Source organism: Vibrio owensii CAIM 1854 = LMG 25443 (genome assembly GCF_000817815.1).
In the GTDB taxonomy this organism is placed as follows: Bacteria; Pseudomonadota; Gammaproteobacteria; order Enterobacterales; family Vibrionaceae; genus Vibrio; species Vibrio owensii.
The window spans coordinates 150,405-175,438 of record NZ_JPRD01000005.1 but is presented as its reverse complement, the minus strand read 5'-3'; the positions used below and the strand labels follow the sequence as shown (position 1 = coordinate 175,438).

Genomic DNA, 25,034 nt, shown 5'->3' with positions numbered 1-25,034 from the left:
TTAGTGCTAAAGAGCAGCGGCAACATCCATTTAAACGGCACCTCCGTTACGATTGATGGTGCGAGTAGTGTCACCGCAACGGGTGGAAAAGTAGACATCAATCCGGGCGGCGCGGCAAACGGTAACAGCAGCGTTTCTACAAGGCGTCCTAAAGGATTGTCTATCGCGAAGAAAACACCACCTGTTATGTCTCCGGCCGCTTATAAAGGGTTTGTTGAAGACGGTGGCTTAATGCAAGAACTGTGTGATTGTGGGAGCGGTAAAACATGTCAAATACACAGCTAAATCCAAACTGGCGAATTCAAGGTAATGCCCAACCGAACCTAATTACGAATCAACAAGCGTACGCGATTATCGAACCTCTTCTTTGGCCTGAATGGAAAAAGAAATTGGAGGTGCATATTGAGTCACTCGAGGTTATCTCGTTGATGGCTGGTACTCGTCTATCACACCTCAATGAGGGGCCTGTCTTAGTTTCTATCTGGTCATCAGAAGAGGCACTTCAGGCATGCGTAGCTAAGATGAGCCAAACACCTTGTGGTTGTTTGGTTTGGAGTTCGCCATCTCACTCTTCTTCGGAGGTCGCAGCCTCATTGCGTCAGCGTCTCTTTGTGTCGCGCAATCAAGGAGAAGCATTGTTTCGATTTTATGAGCCCAGAACTCTAGTACCTTTAATGGCAGCATTAAGTGATGAGGAGCGACGACAAATGTTTCCTTTACTCTCATCTCTACATTGGCATAGCAAACAATGGCTAAGTATTAACTTATCCCACGCTAGTGAGGCTACTACGTCAATTCAACCTTGGACACTCTCACAAGAACAGCTGAGTACAATGCAAAACATTGCACAGCAATGGTAATGGACGCGTTTCATGAGTAATAAAACCTACGTAATTAAACCCGGTGACACCCTTATTGGCATCGGTATCGAACAAAGTGTTAACTTCAACATCTTGTTAGAGCTAAACCCCAAGTACCAACCAAATCCTGATTTAATCCAAGTTGGCGATACCTTAATCCTTCCTGGTCAGGAAGAGGAAGATCCTATCCCTGTCGAGTTTCCGGTAGAGCCAATTGCCAAAATGTGTCCAAAAGAGAAAGGGACAATTGTCGCGGCCCCTTTGTGTGAACCAAAGGAAATTGAAGATATCATTTTTGCCACGGGTGAATCAGCGAACCGATTCTATTGCCTAACGAAAGAATCGGTGGAAAAGCTTGATAAGGAAATCGAAGAAACGACGAAGTTATTTCAATGCTACAGTGACCTAGTCCATCAAGCTCCAACGGGCAAAGAAACATGGGCTGAGTTGGAAAAGCATACGCAAAAGCGAGAAGCCTTATGCGCCGACCTGATATACGCAGGCATATTGCCAGATCCCAGCCGTAAGAATCCAGCAAGTGTCAAAGCAGAACAGTCTCGAAAAGAAAAGGCTGAGAGAGAAAAATCTTTAGAAAACCAGCGAATGGCTAACGCTAAAGTAACCGAGTTGAAAAAGCGTATCCGCTACATTGAGGAATACTCAAATTGGTTTGGCTCTGAAGATTCAGCCATTGAGCTAAAAGAGCGTTTGACTGCGACAGTCGTACCAAACCTTAAGAAAGAGCTTGCGACGTGGGAAAAGATGGCCAAAGTCCCACCAACCAAAGAGAGCTCTTCTGGCAAGCCTGTTGATGCTAAAAAAATGGCGGTAAAAGAGAGAGCATTGGATGGCATCGTAACAAATACTGGGGTTAGAGAGTTGTACTCGATTAATCGCGGCGTTTACACCTATGTTCGAGAAGCATTCTTTCAAGAGGAAACCACCGTTCGTAACAGTTGGCGAAATACCTCTAATACCAACAACGCAAACCGAGCATTACGTACGGGAAATATCAAAGAATTTGGTAAAGCTATTGCTGATGACATTACAAGCGACCTTGAGCAGAAAAAGCTTGGCCCTGATATTAAAGCCAATCTTGCGAAGTGGCAGGCACCCGGAGGAAAAATTGCTGAATGGAAATCGACGGATACACTCTTGCGCGACGATGAAGGCAATACAATGTTTGCGGTGAGTTCTGAGGCGCAACTTGGTCGCTGGGGAATGCAAGCGGCTGTCGATGCTGAGTTAAACCCATTTGAGAAAGATGAGCACGGTAATGCGAAAGGAAACGTAGATTTAGGTGTAGGTGCTTCTGCGGGCTTTTCTGCCTTTGAAGCGGCCATTACGGCAGAAGTCTTCTTACCTAGCGATGCGGGTTATACGCCATGCCTAAATTACACCGATGCGAATGGTCAGCCAGCCTTACACTCCTTTGGCAGCTTTCGCTTTAATGCCAAAATGAAAGTGGGTTGTTTTGTGGGCGTAGTTGCTCAAGCAAAAGCAGGTATCAGTAACAGAAGACCGGAAACTGGTGATGATGTTGGGATATTGTTTGACCCTCATGTGAGCATGGGCAACGCAGGAGGTGGTCAAATAGGCATCAAGGCCAGTGTTTTTGGTGGTGGCCAGTTAAGTGGAGAGTTTGCAGGTGGCGTTCAATGGAAAGCGCCAGAAATAGATCAAATCACAAACTTTAACTCTTTGGCTGAAATTCAGACCGAAGGTAATGTTTCCGTTGGTGGTGGTTATAACGCAGATTTTGAGCTTTATTTAGATGGTACAAAGTTCTTCCTTAAAATCTCAGCCAAACTGGTTTGGGGGGCTGGCGGCGGCGGTGGCTTTTCTGTCGCTATAAACGCAGAAGAAATTTGGAATCTAGCGAAAGTAATCTGGCAAGGACTTCAATATGTGGATTATCGGATGCTACAAAACATTAATTCTCTGGCTTATGAATATTTAGTTGACGCTACTTACTTTGCGTTTGCCCTTGCCAAAGGTTTTGTCTCCCCACACGATGCATTAAAAAATGCCATTGCTAAAGGCGAGGAAACTATAGAAAAAATTAGGGTTGCTCGGGAAAAAAGGCTTGATCTAGAAGCAGAAGCAATTACGTTAGCTGACAGAGTGTTGAACGATTCGGCACGTAGTGGGGTACCTTTTGACCAGCTTCTTCCCGAGGCGATAGGCAGAATGCTAGATACATTAACTCGGACCTTCACATTCAACTGGGAAGAGAAACAAGAGGCAGCGATTTGTAAACTACTCGAAGAAAGTACCTACAGTTGGCATAAGTTTGAAGAGATTCTCGCACGAATGAATGATAAGGGGATAAAAGTTTCGGGGGAACAAACTCTTTTTAAAAATATTCAACGAATTAATGCCTTACTTGACGGTAAGCAACAAACTCAGTTCAATAATTGGGTAGCGACCTTAGCAGAAACGAACTCGGCAGTTAAAGTTGCAGGGGCACCTTTTACTCCCTACGATAACAGTGCTTTTACTCTAAAAAGGGAACGGGTACAGCAACAATATGCTTCGCTATTCGGTAGTAACGGTAGCTACCCTTACGCATAAACATAAACAAACTGGCCCCGTAGGCCAGTTTAAATTTACTTCGTTATTGGTTTCGGTTGCTGAATTGAACAACGAAAGCTCAGGCTTGGATTATAGGTATCCGACTCTATATCTTGTCCGCTACGTCCAAAGGTCATTTTGTTGCTTACGCTATCACGTATAACTTTTTGGGTTCCTGTTTTTGGACCTAAAGGGTTCGCTTCCACTGAACTCAGGTAATAGTCTTTTTCGTACCAATCATTAACCCACTCATAAATCCCATTACTCATTCCATAAATACCAAGCGGATTAGATGGCCAACGTCCAATATATTCCTCGCTACTTCTGCCAGTATTTACTTCCGATGCCTTTACATCTATGTATCTCTCCGCTGTTGGAGAGAAATATTGCCCTTCAGAAAGAGAGCGGTAACCGTCATTGGTCGCATAGTAGTAATGCTGTCCACGACTTCGTGCGGCATATTCCCATTGCGCCTCTGTGGGAAGATCAAAAGGCAAGCCTGAAACTTCCCCAAGCCACTGACAGTAGTCTTTGCTCTCTTGCCAAGTTTTTGTTTGAGCTGGTTTGTGGTTTTTATAATGCCATTTCATTAACTCAGAGTATTCTTCTGTGTCGCGTTGGACGATATCTTTAAGTTGTGCGTAGCCTTCCCATTTGTTCGCACCTACTGGTAGTTGATTAATCTGTCGCATCCACTCCATATCGATAAAGCTTGCTTCATACTTAGATATCGAATAGGAGTCGAGGGTCACTTTGTGTAAGTACTGAGCACCAAACATACTACTCGCAAAATGACTTAAACATTGCGCATCAGGAGACCAATCTAAACGGTTCTCAGATTTTGTTGGGAAATCACAATCCATCTTGAAATCGCCCATATCAAAGCTTCCGCCTTCGACGAACACCATGTTCTCGATAGCTCGTACCACCACTTCTGCCGCTTTCTGCTTTTGCTCTTGGGTTGCCTCTGGGTAGAGCTTATTGATGTTCGACACAATTGTATCGATTTGCTTTTGTGAAACGGTCTCGCTAGACACCTTAATTGCTGAACTTTCGCTATTGCACGCAACCAATAAAGGAAGCACACAAGCCATACCTAACCATCTGTTTTTCATTTGGTATTCCTTTTACTTTATGAGCATATTTTACGCAAAAATAAAAGGAGAGAACAGTTTCAAAGCCACTGTATGACTAGTTATAACGACTGCGTTCCTGTTTTAGGAAAGAGTCTGGTTGTTGCGAATTCTAAAGCATACTGCCTTGTTAAGTTTTATCTCAATAGCAGACGTATCGATCCCAAAATGACCTGTGACTTTGCCTATTGTATGAATAGATGCTTAAATTGCATACAGAAACGCTTATATTGGGACGAAGAACTGCATGATTTTGTCCTATACGGGATCGGTTATTGGGAATTGAAAGTGGAAAAAGTTGAATCAGAAGATGCGCCAAAGATTGATGTGAAAGAAGTCATTGAACAACGTAGACTTAGTAAAATAAAGATGGCTAACAAACGTCTTAAGCAGGCATTTAAGCAATCCTCTATGACGTACTCAAAAGTTACCGTTAGAAAAATGAAATTCCCCCGAATACTGTAAATCAAGATCATGAGAGTCTGTGTAACACTTAAGTGCTTAAATCAGGTTTAAGATACCACGCCATTGTTGCGCAATTGCGAAACAGTTTGATTCTTGAATTTCATGCCCTGAATTTAGTCAAAAGGCTGTTGAACAAATTGTTCTTATGAGATTTTACTGCGTTCTAAACACATTTTGGGGCAAAAACGAGTTTGAAACTGCTAACCGAGTAGCTCTTTCAGATAGCTATTCCGCTTGTGAGAGTGACTAGGTGCCTCGGTGATCTGCTTCATGTCATCACTACTACCAACGATATGGATTTCACTTTCAGCTCTCGTGATTGCCGTATAGAGCCATGCTCTATCTACTATTCTTCCGTTTTGCAGCGCGATAATGATGCGTGGGAACTGTGAGCCTTGGGCTTTGTGTAAGGTAATTGCATAGCCCAGTTCCATGCAGTCAAGAACGGATTGTGTTATCTCGATCTTTTCACCTGTATCTAGCGTCACTTTACCGTAACTATCACCAGAGGGGTTGACGCTGGTTAGTGTGCCAAGTGAGCCATTCTGAATGCCTTTGTCATAATGATTTTGTGTAAATAACACCGTATCATTAAGGCGAAGTGGCAGAAAGAACCTGTCGCCATTGATTTCGAATTCAAGGCTGATGCTATCTGGGTTAGCCGCTTGCTGAATGAGTTTATTGATTTCTGATACGAGTGTCTTGGTTGGAGCCATGACGCGACTGTTATCAGGGGACTGTTGGTAAAGCTCACAACAGACTTTGGCAATGTCTGTTTTACTAGTTTCGTGAAAGTGTATTGCTCCCGTACTTAATCGATCAGGCACCACACCTTGATTGATGAGCTTTGAGTATTCGGGGATACCCGTTGAACCTTCCTGTCTCTTGACGATATCTAACTTCGTATTAGCCACCGTTTTTGCTTCAACGATGTCTGCCAACACCTTGCCGCAGCCGATTGGTGGAAGTTGGTCGGGGTCGCCAGTGAATATCAATCGTACAGAGGGGTGAGTGTGATTTACAAGACGATACATGGTTGGCAAGTCAATCATGCTTGCCTCATCAATCACCAGTAGGTGATTTGTTTGCTCGACACTGGGTTCTATGGGGTCTTCACGCAGCAATTTGGCAATGGTTGAGGTAACAAAACCGATGGACTCATGAAGTCTCATTGCAGCACGACCGCTGAGCGCAACGGCGTGGATTTCAAATCCAAGTTGATGATATGCCCTGAGAGCCGTTTTGAGTACCGTTGTCTTGCCTGTTCCTGCACCGCCCGTAATACAGCTTACCGAATTATCCAGACACGTTGTTACGGCTTCGATTTGTTTAGGAGTTAATTCGTAGGGAAGCTCCGCAACCGCAGAGCAATACGCAGCATTGGCGTTTTCATCAAATAAGTCATTTCGCTTAATCAGTGTATTTAGCCGTTTGGCAACGACACTTTCCATCAGAAGTTGCGCGGTTGGATGGTAGGCTCCTGTGTCGGGATTCAAAATATACTGAGCTTTATCATGACCTGATTGGAACGCCTGAGTGACCAGTGTTTTGTCTTTCAATAGTTTGTTGAGGTAAGGGCGCACATTGGCATGAGTGGTATAGGTGTGACCTTTTTCAATCTCCTTGCGAATCGCCATTTCCAGAGCAGCGCTGAGCCTTCTTGGGTCATCCTTCGCAACATCGCTCTTAAAATCCGTTACCTTGATAATATCTTCAATGGCACTGAACGAAAGGCCAAAGCCCATCAAAGCATAAGGATTATGCTGGATGACCTCTATGGAGGCTTCACCGTGATGCTTGAGCAGCCGTTGCTGCACACTGGCGGGGATGTTGTGCTCACTCATCCAATTGCAATGCGCCAGATTTTTGTATTTGACGTACCCCTTAAAGAGCGATTCCACTGAATCTTCACTCAGAATCGATGTCAGACGCTTTCTGGACTCTAGGGTGTCATTTCTCAGTGTGGCATGGAAGTCTTTACCCAAGAGCTGCCAGAGCGCCCTAGCTTTGCTTTCGCCAATGCCCTTGAAGTCACTTTCTCTGGCGATAAAGCGTATCAGTTGCTCACCCGTTTCGGGCAAGGTGCATTCAATATGTTTGGGTGATTCATACGTGTGCTGCTGCATCACATAATCACCCATCTTCATATTTTCTATCTGGCGAGCGCCCTTGACTGACCAATGCTGACCCAACGTGGGTAGCACAGGGATGCTGTCGGGGTCGGCTTTGATAGTGACGTAATACTTGCCACTATTGGTTTTATAAGAGTTCTTCGCCAGCGGCACACCGCTGAATATCACCATCTTGGTCGAGCGGTAAGGGATACTGGTCACGCGCATCTGGTCTTCATGCAAAGCAATACTCATCGTGGCATCAATCCCATTTCAGACAAGGTTTCAGATAGCTCACCGAAGCGCTCAAGTCGCTTTTCAAGCTCCTTGACCTTGGCTTTCAATTCAATATTTTCAGCCTCTAACGAAGAAACCCGCTTCGAATCAAGCAACTTACGGGTCGCGGTATTATCGTAGGCTTGGGGTTTGCCCTCATTCTTCTTGGCAGCGTCGCTCAACGGTGGCAGGATACCCTTCATGCGCAGCTCGTCCTCTAAGGTTTTAAGTGCTTTCTTGAGGGCAGGATTTTGGTTTAACGCCGATTTGCCACAACCAATACCCTTTGCCACTTCGATACGATTAAGCTGACCTCGGAATACGATTTGTTTAAACTCATCGTCCGTCTGCGTGGCTTTCCAGACCTCAAATGCCTCAAGGTTTTGCTGCGCTTTCTGCTGCCCACTTGCCATTAGTCATCTACCTCACCCAATAGTTTGCGAAGTCCTGTGACAAAGCCTCTAGGGAATACTTCACTGTTGTATTCCATCTCTTTCACCTGACCCGCCTGAGTAGTTTGCCAGTTGTTCTTGTCCATACATTCATCAGAAATTGCATACGCTAAGGCTTTTTTCTCTGATTCGGTGAGTACGCCTGATAGGGATGGCAGCACTTCCACGCTTGGTTCTGTGGTGGTGTCAAACTGGCGTACAGGGCGTTTGTCGATGGTGATATTGGCGTGTTGCTTGAGCAAATTGACCTCTTTGCGGTAGCGGTTACGCTCGGCAATGATTTGACCAAACAAGGCGCGTACCGCAGGATCTGGGATGCGTTCTAACAGTTTATTATCCGCAGGTATGGATTTAGACCGTGAGGTGTTGGATAGCGGTTTTTTGGTACTGGTATTGCACTTTGCTGCCCATGCTTCGATGAGCGTTCGGTAGTGCTTATTACGGGTAGCACGCAAAGCCTCATACGCCAATCCGCCATTTTCAGCAGATACTCGCCCAATTTGCGTAATAGAGAAGTCGCGCTGACCTGATTCTGCATAGGCTTTCAGCGTGTCGTTGAGCTTATCGAGGTTTTGTTGCGTGCGAGGCACTTTACCTTCTTTTAAGTCAGCCAGAATGACATCAATATCAAGTTCCATTAGTCCTCCAATAAGTTCGGCAGTGCGATGCCATCTAGATTAATGGCTTTATCAGTCAGTGCATGAATACCCTGAGAGAGCAGTTTGTTATCGGTCAGGTATTCACCCGCTTCGATGTAGTTCGCCACCTTGCGGTAGCCTTCAAGTTTGTCGTCAGGGTCAGCGATTTTCGCCATTTGGCGGAGCATGGCATTGGCAGCGATGAGCTGTTGTTTGTCGTCCATTTCCATGAAAATTGGCTCAAAGCCTTTTTTCATTAGCACACGACTGAGTTGCATCGAGCGCTTTTGAATAGCAGGGGTTTTACGCAGTTCGTCCTGTAAATCAGGAAAGAATTCTGCATCATCACAAAGCAGTGATAGATGCAGTAACTCAGAGTCGGTTTCGATAAACTTTAAGGCATGGCTGACATCTTGCTCAGAGCCAACCGCAATCAGTTTATCTTTGCTGTCATCTTCATTTCTGGTCTCTTCAACACGAATGATTTTGTTGATAAGTTCAAAGCACGCAATCCAGTCTTTGGCGTATTCATCCGCTTCGACTTGCTGTTTTTCATAGCGGCGCTGCAAGGCTTGCAGTTCATCGTGTTTGATAAACGGCTTACCTTGATCTTCACAAAAGAACTGTTCGTCTTTGAGGGCTTCCAGTTCACCTTCAATCTCAACAGATAGGTTCGCGGCCTGATGCGCTTTGTAACTTAGTTGATTGAAGTGCGCATTAAGCGCAGGTAGGTATCGTGCTTCGGTAATAAACCAACGGCAGCGGATACAGTTTTCAGAGCCGTGTGGCACGCTGGCATAAACCCGATTGGCAGCGGTTTTTGAATCTTTAATCAACTCTCCACCATTCCAGCAACCACCAAGAGTACTCACTTCATCCGATTTCACTGTGTTGCCCCCGACCAAACACAATCCACACGAGCGTTCTTCCCAACCGATTGGATTGCGGTTAGCCAAGACCGCCTGAATGCTGTCATCGCTGTGATACACCATCTTGCATTGGATTTGTTCCATTGAGGCATCCTTAAGGAAGTTGCGCACTGATTGTTTGGATTTGGCATCCAATTCACCATGCGCTTCATCCATTTTCTCTGCCATCACGGACGGGGTAATTTTGTTGTAATAGATGGTCATCAGCAGGCGTGTATGCCCAGCTAATAGCTTAGAAATCACAGGCAGTGGTAATTGCGTGTCCATCGTATACGCCGTGATGAGTGAGACTCGCAAACAGTGTAAAGGAAAGAGTGTGGCAACCTTATTCCGTTCTGGCGTACCCTCTGGGTAGTCCACAACCAGTTTCAAACGTTCTCCGTTATCCAAGGCATTACCTTGCTCTGCGAGGTGATTTTCTAATGCCAATAGGAGTCGATACCATAAAAACGTAGGAGATATATCTTGGACTGGCTTGTATTTATCTTCTCCCTTGGCTGCTGCATCACGAAACAGAAAGGTAATTTCCCCCATACTTTCTTGCTGTTTATTCGATTTTTTAAAACCAATGTGCTTTTTGAGCAGGGTGGCGCAATCGGTAGGTTTTGTAATCGGGTTGTATTTTTCTTGCCAGTTACGTAACTTTTCCAACCAGTACAACACTTCCTCGTTTTGCCAAGAAATAATGTAACCCCGCTCAAGTTCGTCTTTATTTTGGTCAGCGGTTTTGTTGGTGTTGATGTACAAGCCTGTGGAGCACAGTCCTGTCATGGTGTCGTGTATGCGGCGGAAAATACCTTTCCCAAATGGGCGTTTTTCGTTGCCAAGTACGAAGGCATGTTTGGTGTTAAGTACCCATTGCCCTTGCTCATAGCGCCATGTATCGGCCTCACCACTGTCCAGCATACGCACCTGATAGGTACGCAATGGCAGGTGTAGCTTAATGAAAATTACCATCGCTTTAACGGGCGACCAAATTTGGTGAAGGGTGATACTCTCACCTTTGCGAGTCACTTCTTTAGTACGCCACACGCAGTCAGGGTCGGTTTTATCAATCAGCTCTGGGGCTACTTCAAACCAGTAACCATCGCCACCTCTTTTTCCTTGTCCTGATTGCTGCTGCGCCCATGTCCAGTGTTTGAAATCGCGGTAGTGATAAGCAGGTAATAAAGTTTCACCTTGTTTAAGATTTTGCTCAATGACGGTGAGTTCGGTTTTGTCAGGTAACGGGCAAAGGATTTGGCGTAAGTCCTGAATGTAGCGATACGGCAGAGGGTTACGGACGGTTTCAGTCGCTTTACCTTGCTTTTTGACCCTACTGAGCGGGTTTTTAACCAATGGAACAAGGTTGCCATTGTCATCTTCTTCCGAGAACACTTTTTCAATAACAAAATTAGTGAATTCAACACTAATATTTATGTAATCCGCAAGAGATCTATAATCTGAGAGGCCTTGCTGTGTTAAAGCTTTTTGGAACTCCTCAGAATTGCAATAATGTCCTTTATATCCAGTGAAAAACAATGAAACATCGCCTGCTGCATAAGGCGCACACTCAAGAAGATAAGTTTCAAAGAATTCTACCAAAGCTTTTCGCTTGCGGTCAGTCGATGTAATTTGTATCGCCATCCACTCTGCCGCTAGCTCTTGCCATTGTTGCCACTCCGCACCAAGCGTGGTGAGCATCCATGAGAAGGTTAAATCCGTTGAGCGTCCGTCCTGTTTTTTGCCTTTTATCGCCATTATTTGCCCCTCAATTTTGGATGTTTGCCAGTGAAGTAACCCTGCGGGTCGATGTCATCAAAACCGTGCTCGACCAGTGCTTTCCAGTCGAGCGCGTTAATTTTGGATTCAGGGTTTGCCAGTTGCTGTGTGGCTTGGGTGAGTTCGTCAGAGATTTCCTGCTGACCTTTGCCTGTGTAGGGTATTTGTGAATCTAGGGACTTATGGTGCATACAGCGTCGAATCACCAACGGGTTCAATCCTGAGCATTCTAATCGTCTACCGTAATTATGACGATGCCCGTGAGGGTCTTTACCTTCAGCCTTGCTTTGCTCCAAACCAATGCGTTTCAAGCCGTTGGCGTAATTATCATGGAAAGCGTTGATGGTGTAAGGGTTGCCGAAGGCACTGTGATGAAAAGAAATAAACGCATAAGGGTGGTGACAGTCGATGTTGGCGCGGTACTTTTGATAGTTTTTCCACAGTGACATAAACACTTTGCCATAGTCGGTGGGAAACCACTGAACCTGTATGTAGTTGTCTTTATGGTCAACCACACGGTTTTTCCAACCAAGATGTGCTGTGCCTTTCATGCGCTGGCGAGGGATACGTGCATACTTTTCTTTTAAGTACGTCTCTCTAGTTTGATTTTTAGAACGAACTTCAGGGTCATTTGGCGCTTTGCCATCGACTTCATTGTAAATTCGAACGATTGCACTATCTGGGTTATAGGGATCTTCAAACACATCTGTCACCCAAAGGGTTAAAGCCTCGCTTTCGCGCAGTCCGCCACCGTGCATGAGTAGGAGTATTAATTTGTCCCTGAGTGCCACTCGTGGATCGCTTGCGCCACCAATACCGTTCATATAAAAATCTTCCCAATGCTTTTCAGGAAAGGCGATAGCGTCATCTTCGGTTTTGGTGAGAGGTGTGCGTCCCTTAATGGTTCGCGCTTTACGGATGGTTTTATTGACGGTCTTATCTTCAATATGACCAAGGAAGTCATTTTGGTTTTTGCGATACCATGCAGCGTAATTCAATCGTTGCTCATGCGGGGTGGCATCACGCAAGGGATTCATCGGCGCAGTGCCTTGCTTGTCTGCCAACCAATTGGTGAATGCCGTCAGTCGGTGAATATGTTTATTGACATTACTGGTTGAACTTGGCACCCAATACAAACCTGATGGGTCAAGTCCATCCTCACCAATCGTTCCTGTATACAACCGCTTAGAAAAGGTCTGAAAGAGCAACTTCGGATCGTCAAACAACCCTCTGTTAGCTTCCATATAATCCAGCAACAAGGACACCGCTTGAATAAACCCATTCATGACGGAGATACTCACACCGTCCGCCTCTAGCTTGAGTAGGTAGTCTGTGACCGTACTTAACTCTCCTTGCTCAGTTAGCAAGATAGGCAGTTGGCTTTTGATGCCCGTATTGTCCTCTACAATCGTCGCTCTGACTTTTACTGATGACAAATTATGCTTTCTCTATACATAATGTACACGTAATACACTATATACCCGCATTAATAATTGAGCAATAAAAAGGCAGATTTCTCTGCCTTAATACACAATATACACCCTTTAAGTTACTATATATAACAAACGCTGCCTTTTTTCGTATTTCTGCCTATAAAAATCTTGCGACTTTCCATTACAGAAATATACTGTACATATATACAGGTATTTATTTATGCAAGACATCATCCAACACTTAAAAAGCCAACACCTTGTTTGGCAAGCAAATTTGACCAAAGCGGACGAGCATCAGTTCCTTAATAGATCAGGTTTCCCTGAACTCGACGCCCTGCTTGGCGGTGGCTTTCCTCCTCACGGCGTGGTGGAAATGGAATCTGTTGGCAGCATTGGCGAACTGCGCTTACTTGCGCCTTATTTAGAAGCGTCTCTTTCGAGAGGGGTGACGGCATTCATTCAACCACCAGCGTTGATGAATTCATTGTTCCTACACAGCATTGGCTTGGACATCAACCAAGTATGGGTAATCACGCCTGAACATCAACGCGATGCGCTGTGGGCAGCAGAGCAATGCCTCAAGAGCGGCGTGTGTACCAACGTTTTGTTATGGCAAGATGAGCTAGAGATCCACCACGTAAAACGCCTGCAAGTGGCGAGTGAGCAAGGCTCCTGCCCTCTGTTTATGCTCAAACCTAACATGACAAATCGCTTGTCTTTGCCTGTTTCATTGAGCCTAAAGCTACAAGGTCATGAGCAAGGTGTGAGTGTAGAAGTTCTCAAACGAAAAGGCGGTTGGAGCAAAGGCAGCGTCGATATCAACTTCCAGCACCACTATCCGCAACTGGTGATGCCAAGCACAACTCGTATTCCATCCACGGTGGTCAATTTCCCATTGGCGAACCAAGGTTAGTGATATGGCTTTGTGGATATACTTGCACTTCCCTCGCCTACAGTTAGATGCCCTCTTTGGTGATAACCAAGAGCAGCCTGTGGTGATTGTAGAAAGCCAACGTTGTCGGATCATTCAATACAACGAGATTGCCGCGCAACAAGGTATTAAGCCAAATATGGGCTTGGGTAGCGCGGCTTCTTTGTGCCGAGATTTGCAAGTGCATCCTTATCATCCGCAAACCGAATTGAGCAAGTTACAAGAAATTGCTCAATGGCTGTATTTGATTACGTCTGATGTCGTATTGATGCCAAGCCAAGGTATTCTGCTACGCGCAACCCCGATGCTTAATCTGTATGAAGGGCTACAAAACTATTGGACTAAAGTCAGTGCTCATTTATCGGAGCTGAAACTGAGTTTTCAATTCGGGTGTGGCTTTTCGCCTTTTTCTGCCAAATTGATGGCATTAGCAGGAGCGAACTTCATCAGTGAAGATAGGTCTGTCATGCAACAAGCCTTATCACCGCTGCCACTAACATTGACGGATTTATCAAGCACTACCGTAGAGAAACTACAACGTGTAGGTGTCACCACACTGCAAGGGTTACTTGAACTACCACTGCAAGACATCGCGCGTCGATTCGACATTGATTTGGTGAACTATGTTGGTCGCCTGACAGGGCAATTTAAACATCCTGTCGACTTTTATCATCCAACCGAATCCTTCCAAGTCTATTTGGAACTGTTGTTTGAGATTGAAAACGTCCAATGGGTGGAGAAACCACTAGCTAAATTGCTTCGTCAACTCGAAACCTTTCTCAAACTGCGCGATAAAGTCGCGTTTGAGCTGTGTTTAACCCTGCATCAGCGGGATAAACAAGCACAGCACCTTCAGCTCACATCCGCGCAAGGCGATTACTTGTGCCAACGCTGGCAACAATTGGCGAGTTTGAGTTTGGAATCCGTCACGTTAAACGGTCCTGTTATCGGCCTGACGTTAAAAGTAGAGCGCCAAGGTGAACCTTTAAGCTCTGCTCGTGATTTCTTTGCCGGGCAAAAAGGGCAAATGAACGCGCTAGAGCTGCTTTCTTTACTGCAAGCTAAATTGGGCAAAAGCGCGGTACTCAAACCCAATATAGCCTGCGATCCAAGACCAGAGAAAGCCAGTCAATATCGCCAAGCCGATGAGCCGGATGTCCCGATTAACACCATCCCTGCTCTGCTGCGCCCAGCGATGCAATTACCCGCCCCTATCGCGCTACAAGAGCAAGTATCTCTAGTACATGGACCTGAGCGGATTGTCTCAGGATGGTGGGATGGTGACGAGATCATGCGTGATTATTACATTGCGCATACCAAGCAAGGTCGCTGGTTATGGGTGTTTCGCGATCAGCACAAGCGCTGGTTTCTCCATGGCTATTTTTGTTAAATCGACAGTTATTTTTGTTAGGTCGTTATGAGTTACGCAGAACTGTTTTGTCAGTCCAACTTCTCCTTTCTCACTGGCGCTTCTCATGCAGAAGAGTTGGTGCTGCAGGCGGCATTTTATCGCTATCAAGCCATTGCGATCACCGATGAGTGCTCAGTTGCAGGCGTAGTAAAAGCTCATGCGACCATCGAGCAACACAAACTCGACATCAAACAAATCGTCGGCAGCATGTTTTGGCTCAATGGCGAGTGCCAAGTCGTGCTGCTTTGCCCTTGCCGTAAAGCTTACGCTGAGCTGTGCCGTATCATCACCAATGCCAGACGACGCAGCGAGAAAGACACTTATCAACTGTCGGAGTGGGATTTGATGTCGATTCGTCACTGCCTTGTGTTGTGGCTCCCGACTCATCAAGAGAATGACCATTATTGGGGGCGCTGGCTCCAGCAGCATCACGCTCATCGCTTATGGGTCGCGATTCAGCGTCATTTAGGTGGCGATGACGATGCTTACACCACACACTGTGAATTATTAGCAAACGAGTTCCAACTGCCGATTACCGCTTGTGGTGGCGTTTTGATGCATGCTGTTGAACGCTTACCGTTACAACATGTCCTGACAGCAGTAAAACACGGTTGTAGCGTTGATAAGCTCGGCTTTGGTCGTTTATCCAATGCCGAACGAGCATTGCGTCCATTGAACAAACTGTCTCGAATTTACAGACCCGAATGGTTGGCAGAAAGCACCCATATTGCGAGCTTGTGCGAATTCAACCTCTCAGATTTGAAATACGAATACCCGACAGAGCTCATCCCTGACGGTCACACTCCAACCTCTTATCTGCGTCTGTTGGTCGAGCGTGGTAAGAAACTGCGCTTCCCTGAAGGCGTACCCACAGACATTCATCAGACCATCGAGAATGAATTAACCCTCATTGAAGAGCTGGAATATCATTATTACTTTCTGACCATTCACGACATTGTAATGTTCGCTAAGCAGCAAGGCATTCTCTATCAAGGACGAGGCTCTGCGGCAAACTCGGTAGTGTGTTACTGCTTAGAAATCACCGCTGTCGATCCTAGGCAAATCTCGGTTCTATTCGAACGCTTTATTAGTCGAGAGCGAAAAGAGCCGCCAGACATTGATGTCGACTTTGAACACGAGCGCCGTGAGGAAGTGATTCAATATATTTACAAAAAGTATGGCCGCGAGCGTGCCGCTTTGGCAGCCACCGTGATCAGCTATCGCTTTAAAAGTGCCGTGCGTGAAGTGGGCAAAGCGTTGGGGATTGAAGAAACTCAGCTAGACTTCTTCATCAAAAACGTCAATCGCCGTGATCGTAGCCAAGGTTGGCAAGCGCAAATCATCGAATTGGGGTTACAACCAGAGTCGTTAAAAGGGCAGCAGTTTATCCAGTTGGTGAACGAGATCATCGGATTCCCGCGCCATTTATCTCAGCATGTAGGCGGCTTTGTGATTTCATCTGGCCCTTTGTATGAACTGGTGCCTGTCGAGAATGCTTCGATGGAAGATCGCACGATTATTCAATGGGATAAAGATGATTTAGAAAGCTTAAAGCTGTTGAAAGTCGATGTACTTGCACTCGGCATGTTGAACGCGATCCGTAAATGCTTTCAATTGGTCGAGAAGCACCACCAGCGATCCCTGTCGATTGCTGAGATCACGCGCCTGCAAGACGATCCGCACGTATACCGCATGATCCAAAAAGCCGATACCGTTGGCGTATTCCAAATTGAGTCTCGCGCGCAGATGAGCATGTTGCCACGCTTAAAGCCTGCACGTTACTACGACTTAGTCGTGCAGATTGCTATTGTCCGCCCGGGCCCAATTCAAGGTGATATGGTGCATCCGTTTCTAAAAAGGCGCAACGGTGAAGAACCTATCAGCTATCCATCGGAAGAAGTGAAAAGCGTACTAGAACGCACTATGGGCGTACCGATTTTCCAAGAGCAAGTAATTAAACTCGCGATGGTCGCCGCTGGGTTCAGTGGTGGTGAAGCCGATCAACTGCGCCGAGCAATGGCAGCATGGAAGAAGAACGGCGATCTTGCCAAGTTCAAACCTAAGTTGATCGACGGGATGCGTGAGCGTGGTTATGACTTAGAATTTGCGGAGCGAATCTTCGATCAAATCTGCGGTTTTGGTGAATACGGTTTTCCGGAAAGCCACTCAGCCTCTTTCGCAGTGCTGGCTTACTGCTCTGCATGGTTGAAGTTTTACTACCCTGCTGAGTTCTATACTGCCCTACTCAATAGTCAACCGATGGGGTTTTATAGCCCTTCGCAATTGATTCAAGATGCGCGCCGACACGGTGTCGAAGTGCTGCCTGTTTGTATCAACCACTCGTCGTATCAGCATCATTTGGTCAAACGTCCTAATGGTCGTCTTGGTGTACAACTGGGCTTTCGCTTAGTAAAGGGCTTTAATCAAGAAAGCGCTTCTCGGCTGGTCGAGCGCCGACCAAACAATGGCTATCGTACTATCCAAGAGGTGAAACAGATCTTAAGAAACCGCCGTGATATTGAACTGCTCGCTTCTGCCAATGCGTTTCAGATCCTTTCAGGTAATCGATATAACGCTCGTTGGGCTGCGATGGATTCGTTATCAGATTTACCCTTGTTCAACCACATGGAAGAGCCAATGGCGAATTACCAAGCTCAACCTTCTGAATACGAGAACTTGATTGAAGATTACGCCAGTACAGGGTTATCACTGAGTCGCCATCCGATTACTCTGCTAGAAGAAGCAGGAAAGTTACCGCGCTTTACTCGGATGAAGCAGTTAGTTGAAAAGGAGCATAAATCTTTAGTGACGGTCGTCGGTGTCGTGACAGGTAGGCAATCTCCTGGCACCGCAGCAGGTGTGACTTTTTTCACTTTAGAAGACGATACGGGCAACATTAATGTGGTGGTCTGGCGAGCAACCGCCCGCGCTCAAAAGCAAGCGTATCTCACTTCAAAAGTCTTGATGGTTAAAGGGACTTTAGAAAGAGAAGGAGAAGTGACACATATAATTGCAGGAAAGCTCATCGATTGCACACACAACCTTGCTGAGCTAAAAAGTAAGTCACGCGATTTCCATTAAATCATCATATTTTGAGGGCTGGAAAACACATTTCGCCGAAAAAAGTAAAGGGAGGTAAACCCTCCCTTTTTCGATTCTGCTGAATTAATCCTCAGCCATCGTTTCCGTACGCTTACTCTTGTATTTCCTATACAGTAACAAGGATAAAGTCATAATGACTTTAGATGTTAGCCATATCATTAAACGGAAGTACCCTAGGTTAATAGGTGAAAAGTGACGTGATATACCTACATATTTCATTGTCAGAAATATGTAAAATAGTATAGCAATCGCACTTCAATTAATTACCTACCCCTATGGATTAATTCTTCGCCGATTAATTAACGCCCGTATATAAAACTTGACGCATTCTATCTTGTGAAACTTCAACGAGAAGGTCCGGTTGGAACTTAGAAATAAAGCGGTCGCAGCCCACTTTCTGCACCATGGCCTCGTTGAAACTACCACTTAAGGAAGTGTTCAGCGTAATGAACAGTTTGGACATTCGCGGGTCAGAGCGCACTTCATGCGTCAGTCTGTAACCGTCCATTTCTGGCATCTCTGCATCCGTGATCATCATCAGCAGTTCTTTCTCGACGTCTTTACCTTCATCACACCAACGTTTAAGGACCGTCAATGCTTCTAGACCATCGCGGCATTCAATGATGTTCAAACCAAGCTGAGACAAGGTATCTTTCACCTGATTACGGGCCGTTGAAGAATCATCAACAATCAGAACATTACGACCAATCATGGCTTGCGCTAACTCTTGATCTAAAATGCCATCAGAAATGGTGACGTCGTAATGGACGATTTCCGCCAACACTTTTTCTACATCAATGATTTCAACGATTTGTGATGAATCACCGTCCTTCACTTGCGTGATTGCTGTTAGGTAGTTAGAGCGGCCAGATGTCGATGGCGGCGGCTGAATCTCTGTCCAAGCGGTATTGATGATGTTACGCACGGGTCCGACAAGGAAACCCTGAATAGAGCGGTTGTATTCGGTGATGATCAAGTTTTCTTCTTCTGCTTCACCACGCAGTGGTGGGAAGCCAATCGAGTAACGCAGATCAATCACTGGCACGGCTTCGCCGCGCAAAGACGCTACACCACGGATGTTGTAATGAGAGCCCGGGAGTTTCGTCAGTGGAGGCAGCTTAATCACCTCTTTCACTTTAAAAACGTTAATCGCAAACAATTGGCGACTATTCAGTGTGAACAGCAAAAGCTCCAGTCGGTTTTCACCTACTAGATTCGTACGCTGATCAACCGTATTTAACACTCCGGACATACCACTACCTAACTTTGAACGACAACCTATCACTCTTTACAGAAAACCGTGTTGAAACAACAAAGTAAACCTTTTGTATGAGTGCTCTACATTACTTACGTAAAATTACATTAATGCTATAGATATAGCAATGAAACAGCGCCCAGATTGGCGTTTTCGGCACTGAGAAGATCAAAAAAGGGCGAACTGTAACGCTCACCCTTTTCTTCAAGTTCAGTTGATGCAAGAAAGATTAACCTTCAATCACCTTCATCAACAGTTGTCCATCGTATAGCGCCTGTTTCACTAGCGCAGCGCCCGGCATCGTCGCTTGCTTATAAAAACGAGATTCCACCAGCTCAAGGTCTTGATGATAAACAGGTAAACTTTGCTCTTCGATACAACGACGAATCGCAGGATAAAGCACATCTTTAGCTTGGTTGATTACCCCACCAATCAAGATTTTCTCTGGGTTGAATAGGTTAATCACAATCGCAATCGCAGAGCCTAAATAGCGACCCAATTTCTCAATCACATCAACCGCAAGAGGATCACCATTCGCCGCCGCTTCACAAATACTCTCGATGCTAATTTCTTCGTGCTCAGCAAGAATAGAAGCTTCACCGTTAGCAATACGAGTAACCACCTCTTCGCGGATTGCTTGCGAACTCGCCACCGTTTCAAGACAACCAATGTTGCCACAATGACAGCGCTTGCCGTTTGGATCGATTTGGATATGGCCAAGTTCGCCGATGTTACCGTGACGACCTTGCAGCACGCGACCATCTAAGATGATACCCGCACCTAAACCGTGGTGGATGGAGATAAGCACCGAGTTATCGTTCTCTTGAGAATGTCCGAACAACTTCTCTGCCAGCGCCCAAGCGCGCGTATCGTTGGCAATAAAAACAGGTAAGCCCGTTGCTTTATAGATTTCTGGGCCTAACGCCAAGTTCTCAACATTGTAATGCGGCATTTGCAATACGATGCCCTGCTCTGAGTTCACCAGACCAGGCAAAGTAATCGCGATACTGGTGACACGATCGAGTTGATCAGCATAGGTTTGGAAGAATTCATCAATTTCGTAGAGTAAGCGTTCAAGCACGTCGTCTTGGTCGCGTTCATGGATATCGATTTTGGTATCGATAAGAACATCACCGCCAAGCTCGTGCAGTGCAATGGTCAAGTACCCTCGACCTAAGCGCATCGACAAGAATTGCCAACCTTCATTATTGACCTGTAAACCCACTGCAGGACGGCCACGGCTCGTCGCTTCCTGAACAGTAGTTTCATGAATCAGATGGGCTTCAATCAACTCTCGAGTGATCTTAGTGATACTCGCAGGCGCAAGCTCACTTTGCTTGGACAAATCGATTCGAGATATTGGACCCTTCAGGTCAATTAGTTTGTATACACGACCAGCATTGACCTGTTTGATATGATCAATATGGCCCGGTTGAGCCATGTACATCTTGCACTCCGAAATTCTATAACGGGATAATTTTTTTACTTTGCGAAGTAATTGTGAAGTGAATTGATAAATCCCCGTGACAAGCATCACGTATAAACATGTTTGTTTGTGTATTCAATCAAATAACCAGAAATCTACTCCTGTTAAATTGTTTGAAAAATAACTTATTTTATTCATCAAATTAGGTAACAAAGCCTGCGCCTTAATGTTTTTCAGCACTTTGACCTAAATGCGAACAATCTGCGCATACTGTGCATATACTTAGCGAGAATAGAATTCGAGTTATCTAGTCCTACACCTGCATTCTTCGGAGAATCTATGACTTCCATATTAAGAAGAACAAAAATTGTCACAACGCTTGGCCCATCAACCGATAAAGACAATGTCCTTGAGGAGATAATCAAAGCTGGAGCAAACGTCGTTCGTATGAACTTCTCACACGGTACCAGCGATGACCACGTTCAACGTGCAGAAAAAGTAAGAGCTATCGCGGCGAAGCTTGGTCGCCAAGTGGCGATACTTGGTGACTTACAAGGTCCAAAAATTCGCGTTTCCACCTTCAAAGACGGCAAAATTCATCTCAACGTCGGCGATAAATTTACGCTAGACAGCGACCTACCAAAAGGCGAAGGCGATCAAGACTCCGTTGGCTTAGATTACAAAGAGCTCCCACAAGACGTCTCTCCTAATGACATCTTGCTGCTTGACGATGGTCGCGTGCAATTGCAAGTGACTAGCGTTGAAGGCAACAAAGTCCACACCCGAGTAACGGTCGGTGGCCCTCTTTCCAACAACAAAGGCATCAACAAAAAAGGCGGCGGCCTATCTGCGGATGCACTTACTGAAAAAGACAAAGCTGACATCCTCACCGCTGCCAAAATCAAAGTCGATTACCTCGCTATCTCATTCCCTCGCAATGGCGAAGATATGCATTACGCTCGTCGTTTGGCGCGAGACGCAGGTCTTGAAGCGAAACTCGTGGCAAAAGTGGAGCGTGCTGAAACCGTCGCTACCACAGAATCCATTGATGACATCATCTTAGCGTCTGACGTTGTTATGGTTGCTCGTGGCGACTTGGGGGTCGAAATTGGTGACCCAGAGCTTATCGGTGTACAGAAGAAGCTTATTCGCCGTGCTCGCAGCTTAAACCGTATCGTGATTACTGCGACCCAAATGATGGAATCGATGATGGCTGCACCAATGCCGACTCGTGCGGAAGTCATGGACGTAGCAAACGCTGTCCTAGACGGTACGGATGCAGTGATGCTTTCTGGTGAGACTGCTGCGGGTCTATACCCTGTGGAAACCGTGAAATCCATGGCGGAAGTATGTATAGGTGCAGAGAAGATGTCGGAAGCAAGCCTGTCGACTTACCGATTGGACCGCACCTTCGCAACCGCTGAAGAGACCATAGCTATGTCGACAATGTATGCAGCCAACCACATGGAAGGCGTCAAAGCGATGGTTTCTCTGACCGAATCCGGTCGAACTGCTTTGATGATGTCTCGCTTAAGCTCTGGTTTGCCGATTTTCGCACTGTCGCGTAATGAATCAACGCTAAACCGAGCGGCATTGTATCGCGGCGTCACACCTGTGTATTTTGACTCCAAAGGCGGTGCTGGCTTAACGACGGCTCATGCGGCGATCGTGACATTGAAAGAGCAAGGGTTATTGGATGAAGGGGACTTGGTGATCTTCACTCAAGGTGATGTGATGGATGTAGTAGGTTCGACCAACTGTATGCGTATTTTGTCCGCTTAGTACCTTCCCAAAAAACCATAAAGGCTCCACAAGGAGCCTTTTCTTTTTTCAGATACTTGATTTCAATCTAAGCCGTTTCTCGACCATCTATGTTCAATTTGTCATAGAGTTGAATCAAATTAAAACCCGTTTGTAGACCAAGTTGATAATCGTGCTCTAACGCTTCTGGATCGCTCAACAAAGACGATGACTGTAACTCTTCTTTAGGTGCCAATTGCAGAATAAAGGTATCGTCTGGCGGAGCGGTTAAGAACGCTTGTGTCAATTCGAAGGTTTGGTAGTGAATCATCAACATGTCAGCCAATCCAGAATCGAAGTTTTCACCAATCAGGTGGCTCAAGCGATAAAGATTATCCGCCCCAAACAACCAGCGTCCGCCATTGAGCAGCTTTCTACCAGACAATTTCGACTGATGAGCCGCATTAATTTTCTGCTGCAAGAAGCTACTCCAGTCCTCTTTCCATTGGTGAACCTTGTGTTGCCAAGACTCTTGCACAGAGTTGATAGACTCACGGTACCACTTGATCCCCTCTTCACCAATCTCGGCTTGTACTTTGGCTTCTGCCTCAGAAAAAGGCTCGGTACGAATCACAATGATATTACGCGCATTCTTTCTCCATGCTTCTTGCACAGGAATCGAGGCAGAGACCCCACCATCAACATAAGGATGCCCATTTACATCCACAGGCCCCAGATACAATTTAGGGATCGCGCAAGTGGCAACCATGGTATTGACCCAGTCCCCACCGAGTATCGGCAAGTATTGATCAGAGAGAGTATCGACATTTGTCACCGCAGCAAACGCACCACGGGCACCTAACGCAGTTTTCCCCATATCGAGGTCAAGTTTATAAGGGTAATCTTGAATGCGCTCTAAGGCCCATTCCAAGCCCAAATATTGCTTCTTGCGGATATAACGGAAAAGATTAAAGAATTCGTTGGAAGTAGTGAGATCCGTAATGAAAGCCTTGCCCATGCCGTGTTGACGACAAAGGTAAGCACACAAATTCAGAGCTCCGGCTGATGTGCCATAGAATTCATCGAATGGATCGAAATTAGAAAGAAGGAATGCATCCAACACTCCAGCGGTAAAAATCCCTCTCTGCCCTCCTCCTTGTGCGACAAGGGCAGTTTTGCCATTTCTATAGCGCTCATACATCTCAATGTCGAGCTCTGCATGGCGATCAGTGATAATACCGCTGTTGCGTGTCATAGGCGTATCGCCAATGCATTAAGCCGTAGTAATCGCAATGATGCCGAAAGAGAGTAAAACTGCGAATACTGTAACGACGATGAGTAGGGCTGATTTTAGATCGTGTTCCATAGACACCTCCTTTAGTTGTAACAAATTAATAACACCAGTGTGAATTATGTTCAAGAATTGCCTAATTTAGTCGCACGATTTTGGCTAAGGCATCACAATTAGCTTAGTCATAATAAGGAGATAGCAAATGAACTATAAAATTGACTGGCTAGTTGGGAGTGTATTATTGAGCTGTTCTATGGCTGCTCAAGCGACGGTTATCGTCACGCCCTATGTCGGCTTTACAGGAGGCGGTAAAGTAGAGGATGAGAATGACCGCACCTACGATTTAGACCCTTCAATCAATTATGCTTTGTCAGTTGAAACCCCTTTTGAGATGGGTCGCATCGGTTTTTTCTATTCCAATCAGTCGTCAGAATTGCAAGACATTAATAACTCGGCAGACATTCACTATCTTCAATTTCAAAGCAGCATTTACTACCCTCTCGCTCAGGGCTGGCAAACCTACGTTGGATTGGGCATAGGCGCGTCATACGCCGACGTAGACTGGGTAAACGACAAGTATGGCTTTTCTGGCAGTGCATTCGCCGGCCTTGAGTACGAATTCTCGAAAACCTTTGCAATGACCGCGCAAATCCGTTGGTTAGGCACAGTTGTAGACAACGACACCTCAGGTGCTTGCGTCGTACCAACGGACGGTTCGTCTTGTATCATCAAGTTTGAAACCGACTGGATGAACCAATTCCAATCCAACATTGGCTTTCGTTTCCGTTTCTAACGACTTTCACTTCTAATGTGTCGTTTTAACGAAATATTCTCTATTGGGTGTGTCTAACACAGAGATACACCCTAATAGCCAAAAAGAGTTTATTTGACCAAGATCACATCGACCATACAGTCATTTATTTCAAAACCTACCCAACTTTACCGATCAGATAGCCTACCAAATCACTAATTAACAATATTTAAACCAGATAAAATATCGACATTAACATTTAGAGTCTATTGCGCTAAATAATGTAAAAAGTTAGTCTGAACACAGAAAGCAGAAGAATATTTCAGCTTTTGCAAACACACATCAAAATTTAAAGCATTTAATTCTATTTCTTGTTAGGTAACACAAAGCAAAACACCAGAATTTTATAACAATACCGAACATCGAGCAGAAAACTGACGGATAACAGTTGCTCTTTGCTCTACTGGTGTTGCACGTTGCCGAGAAGAGCTTCAT

General features: G+C 45.6%; 18 protein-coding genes and 1 pseudogene. 9 read left to right on the top strand and 10 right to left on the bottom strand.

Translation table 11 applies throughout. From position 1 onward, the window contains the following. The 3 genes and pseudogenes from H735_RS31200 to H735_RS02225 all read left to right on the top strand — a co-directional run. A pseudogene (locus H735_RS31200) lies at positions 1 to 285 on the top strand (type VI secretion system tip protein VgrG); the annotation flags it as partial. Beyond that, positions 267 to 860 (top strand): DUF4123 domain-containing protein, encoded by a 594-nt coding sequence (locus H735_RS02230; protein WP_020196420.1) that lies wholly within the window; start codon positions 267 to 269, stop codon positions 858 to 860. The pseudogene H735_RS31200 and the gene H735_RS02230, both read left to right, overlap by 19 nt. A 12-nt stretch (positions 861 to 872) precedes the next feature. Beyond that, entirely contained in the window at positions 873 to 3,434 is a 2,562-nt protein-coding gene (locus H735_RS02225) for a LysM peptidoglycan-binding domain-containing protein (RefSeq protein WP_020196419.1), read from the top strand. A 35-nt stretch (positions 3,435 to 3,469) separates the two neighbouring features. Here the strand turns inward: H735_RS02225 and H735_RS02220 are convergent, their stop codons facing one another. After that, the gene (locus H735_RS02220) at positions 3,470 to 4,549 is read right to left on the bottom strand and encodes a formylglycine-generating enzyme family protein (protein WP_020196418.1); all 1,080 of its coding nucleotides are present in this window, start codon (positions 4,547 to 4,549) and stop codon (positions 3,470 to 3,472) included. Positions 4,550 to 4,855: 306 nt separating this feature from the next. Here H735_RS02220 and H735_RS30680 point away from each other — a divergent pair, with 306 nt between their 5' ends. Beyond that, a complete protein-coding gene (locus tag H735_RS30680; protein ID WP_155399391.1) occupies positions 4,856 to 5,032 on the top strand; it encodes a hypothetical protein in 177 nt (58 codons plus the stop codon). Between the two features lie 200 nt (positions 5,033 to 5,232). Here H735_RS30680 and H735_RS02210 read toward each other — a convergent pair whose 3' ends face one another. The 5 genes from H735_RS02210 to gmtY are packed head-to-tail and all read right to left on the bottom strand — an operon-like array spanning position 5,233 to position 12,635. After that, a complete protein-coding gene (locus H735_RS02210; RefSeq protein WP_020196416.1) occupies positions 5,233 to 7,398 on the bottom strand; it encodes an AAA family ATPase in 2,166 nt (721 codons plus the stop codon). Continuing rightward, on the bottom strand, positions 7,395 to 7,832 hold the full coding sequence (locus tag H735_RS02205) for a VPA1267 family protein (protein WP_020196415.1): 438 nt from the start codon (positions 7,830 to 7,832) through the stop codon (positions 7,395 to 7,397). The genes H735_RS02210 and H735_RS02205 overlap by 4 nt, the downstream gene beginning before the upstream one ends. Continuing rightward, positions 7,832 to 8,509 (bottom strand): gamma-mobile-trio protein GmtX, encoded by a 678-nt coding sequence (gene gmtX, locus H735_RS02200; RefSeq protein ID WP_020196414.1) that lies wholly within the window; start codon positions 8,507 to 8,509, stop codon positions 7,832 to 7,834. The genes H735_RS02205 and gmtX overlap by 1 nt, the downstream gene beginning before the upstream one ends. Further along, positions 8,509 to 11,178 carry a gamma-mobile-trio integrase GmtZ gene (gene gmtZ, locus H735_RS02195; protein ID WP_020196413.1) on the bottom strand — a complete coding sequence of 890 codons (2,670 nt, stop codon included), beginning with the start codon at positions 11,176 to 11,178 and terminating at the stop codon, positions 8,509 to 8,511. The genes gmtX and gmtZ overlap by 1 nt, the downstream gene beginning before the upstream one ends. Next, positions 11,178 to 12,635: a gamma-mobile-trio recombinase GmtY gene (gene gmtY / locus H735_RS02190; RefSeq protein ID WP_020196412.1), complete on the bottom strand. Its 1,458-nt coding sequence runs from the start codon at positions 12,633 to 12,635 to the stop codon at positions 11,178 to 11,180. Before gmtY ends, gmtZ begins: the two co-directional genes overlap by 1 nt. Before the next feature lie 217 nt (positions 12,636 to 12,852). Here gmtY and imuA point away from each other — a divergent pair, with 217 nt between their 5' ends. The 3 genes from imuA to H735_RS02175 are packed head-to-tail and all read left to right on the top strand — an operon-like array spanning position 12,853 to position 18,055. Beyond that, entirely contained in the window at positions 12,853 to 13,545 is a 693-nt protein-coding gene (gene imuA, locus H735_RS02185) for a translesion DNA synthesis-associated protein ImuA (RefSeq protein WP_020196411.1), read from the top strand. Between the two features lie 4 nt (positions 13,546 to 13,549). Next, positions 13,550 to 14,953: a Y-family DNA polymerase gene (locus H735_RS02180; RefSeq protein ID WP_020196410.1), complete on the top strand. Its 1,404-nt coding sequence runs from the start codon at positions 13,550 to 13,552 to the stop codon at positions 14,951 to 14,953. Between the two features lie 27 nt (positions 14,954 to 14,980). Further along, positions 14,981 to 18,055 carry an error-prone DNA polymerase gene (locus H735_RS02175; RefSeq protein ID WP_020196409.1) on the top strand — a complete coding sequence of 1,025 codons (3,075 nt, stop codon included), beginning with the start codon at positions 14,981 to 14,983 and terminating at the stop codon, positions 18,053 to 18,055. 316 nt (positions 18,056 to 18,371) lie between these two features. On the opposite strand, the gene H735_RS02170 is transcribed toward H735_RS02175, so the two are convergent. Next, on the bottom strand, positions 18,372 to 19,328 hold the full coding sequence (locus H735_RS02170) for a chemotaxis protein CheV (RefSeq protein ID WP_020196408.1): 957 nt from the start codon (positions 19,326 to 19,328) through the stop codon (positions 18,372 to 18,374). Between the two features lie 232 nt (positions 19,329 to 19,560). Further along, positions 19,561 to 20,778, bottom strand: coding sequence for a sugar metabolism global transcriptional regulator Mlc (gene mlc, locus H735_RS02165; RefSeq protein WP_020196407.1), 1,218 nt, complete (start codon positions 20,776 to 20,778; stop codon positions 19,561 to 19,563). A gap of 318 nt (positions 20,779 to 21,096) precedes the next feature. Between mlc and pyk the strand changes: the two genes are divergently transcribed. Then, on the top strand, positions 21,097 to 22,539 hold the full coding sequence (pyk, locus tag H735_RS02160) for a pyruvate kinase (RefSeq protein ID WP_020196406.1): 1,443 nt from the start codon (positions 21,097 to 21,099) through the stop codon (positions 22,537 to 22,539). 67 nt (positions 22,540 to 22,606) lie between these two features. Here the strand turns inward: pyk and H735_RS02155 are convergent, their stop codons facing one another. Continuing rightward, complete coding sequence (locus H735_RS02155) at positions 22,607 to 23,752, bottom strand: patatin-like phospholipase family protein (RefSeq protein ID WP_020196405.1); 1,146 nt, start codon at positions 23,750 to 23,752, stop codon at positions 22,607 to 22,609. An 18-nt stretch (positions 23,753 to 23,770) separates the two neighbouring features. Further along, complete coding sequence (gene cydH, locus H735_RS30675; protein ID WP_005444835.1) at positions 23,771 to 23,863, bottom strand: cytochrome bd-I oxidase subunit CydH; 93 nt, start codon at positions 23,861 to 23,863, stop codon at positions 23,771 to 23,773. Between the two features lie 127 nt (positions 23,864 to 23,990). Between cydH and H735_RS02145 the strand changes: the two genes are divergently transcribed. Continuing rightward, positions 23,991 to 24,581 (top strand): outer membrane beta-barrel protein, encoded by a 591-nt coding sequence (locus tag H735_RS02145; protein WP_020196404.1) that lies wholly within the window; start codon positions 23,991 to 23,993, stop codon positions 24,579 to 24,581. The last annotated feature ends 453 nt before the right edge of the window (positions 24,582 to 25,034 follow it).

What these genes read in the sequence shown, in the direction of transcription:
- pyk (WP_020196406.1), top strand. Translation starts at nt 21,097, where the DNA reads ATGACTTCCATATTAAGAAGAACAAAAATTGTCACAACGCTTGGCCCA.
- H735_RS02230 (WP_020196420.1), top strand. Translation starts at nt 267, where the DNA reads ATGTCAAATACACAGCTAAATCCAAACTGGCGAATTCAAGGTAATGCC.
- H735_RS02220 (WP_020196418.1), bottom strand. Translation starts at nt 4,549, where the DNA reads ATGAAAAACAGATGGTTAGGTATGGCTTGTGTGCTTCCTTTATTGGTT.
- H735_RS02175 (WP_020196409.1), top strand. Translation starts at nt 14,981, where the DNA reads ATGAGTTACGCAGAACTGTTTTGTCAGTCCAACTTCTCCTTTCTCACT.
- gmtZ (WP_020196413.1), bottom strand. Translation starts at nt 11,178, where the DNA reads ATGGCGATAAAAGGCAAAAAACAGGACGGACGCTCAACGGATTTAACC.
- imuA (WP_020196411.1), top strand. Translation starts at nt 12,853, where the DNA reads ATGCAAGACATCATCCAACACTTAAAAAGCCAACACCTTGTTTGGCAA.
- H735_RS02180 (WP_020196410.1), top strand. Translation starts at nt 13,550, where the DNA reads ATGGCTTTGTGGATATACTTGCACTTCCCTCGCCTACAGTTAGATGCC.
- gmtX (WP_020196414.1), bottom strand. Translation starts at nt 8,509, where the DNA reads ATGGAACTTGATATTGATGTCATTCTGGCTGACTTAAAAGAAGGTAAA.
- H735_RS02145 (WP_020196404.1), top strand. Translation starts at nt 23,991, where the DNA reads ATGAACTATAAAATTGACTGGCTAGTTGGGAGTGTATTATTGAGCTGT.
- mlc (WP_020196407.1), bottom strand. Translation starts at nt 20,778, where the DNA reads ATGTACATGGCTCAACCGGGCCATATTGATCATATCAAACAGGTCAAT.
- H735_RS02205 (WP_020196415.1), bottom strand. Translation starts at nt 7,832, where the DNA reads ATGGCAAGTGGGCAGCAGAAAGCGCAGCAAAACCTTGAGGCATTTGAG.
- H735_RS02210 (WP_020196416.1), bottom strand. Translation starts at nt 7,398, where the DNA reads ATGAGTATTGCTTTGCATGAAGACCAGATGCGCGTGACCAGTATCCCT.
- H735_RS02170 (WP_020196408.1), bottom strand. Translation starts at nt 19,328, where the DNA reads ATGTCCGGAGTGTTAAATACGGTTGATCAGCGTACGAATCTAGTAGGT.
- H735_RS02225 (WP_020196419.1), top strand. Translation starts at nt 873, where the DNA reads ATGAGTAATAAAACCTACGTAATTAAACCCGGTGACACCCTTATTGGC.
- cydH (WP_005444835.1), bottom strand. Translation starts at nt 23,863, where the DNA reads ATGGAACACGATCTAAAATCAGCCCTACTCATCGTCGTTACAGTATTC.
- H735_RS02155 (WP_020196405.1), bottom strand. Translation starts at nt 23,752, where the DNA reads ATGACACGCAACAGCGGTATTATCACTGATCGCCATGCAGAGCTCGAC.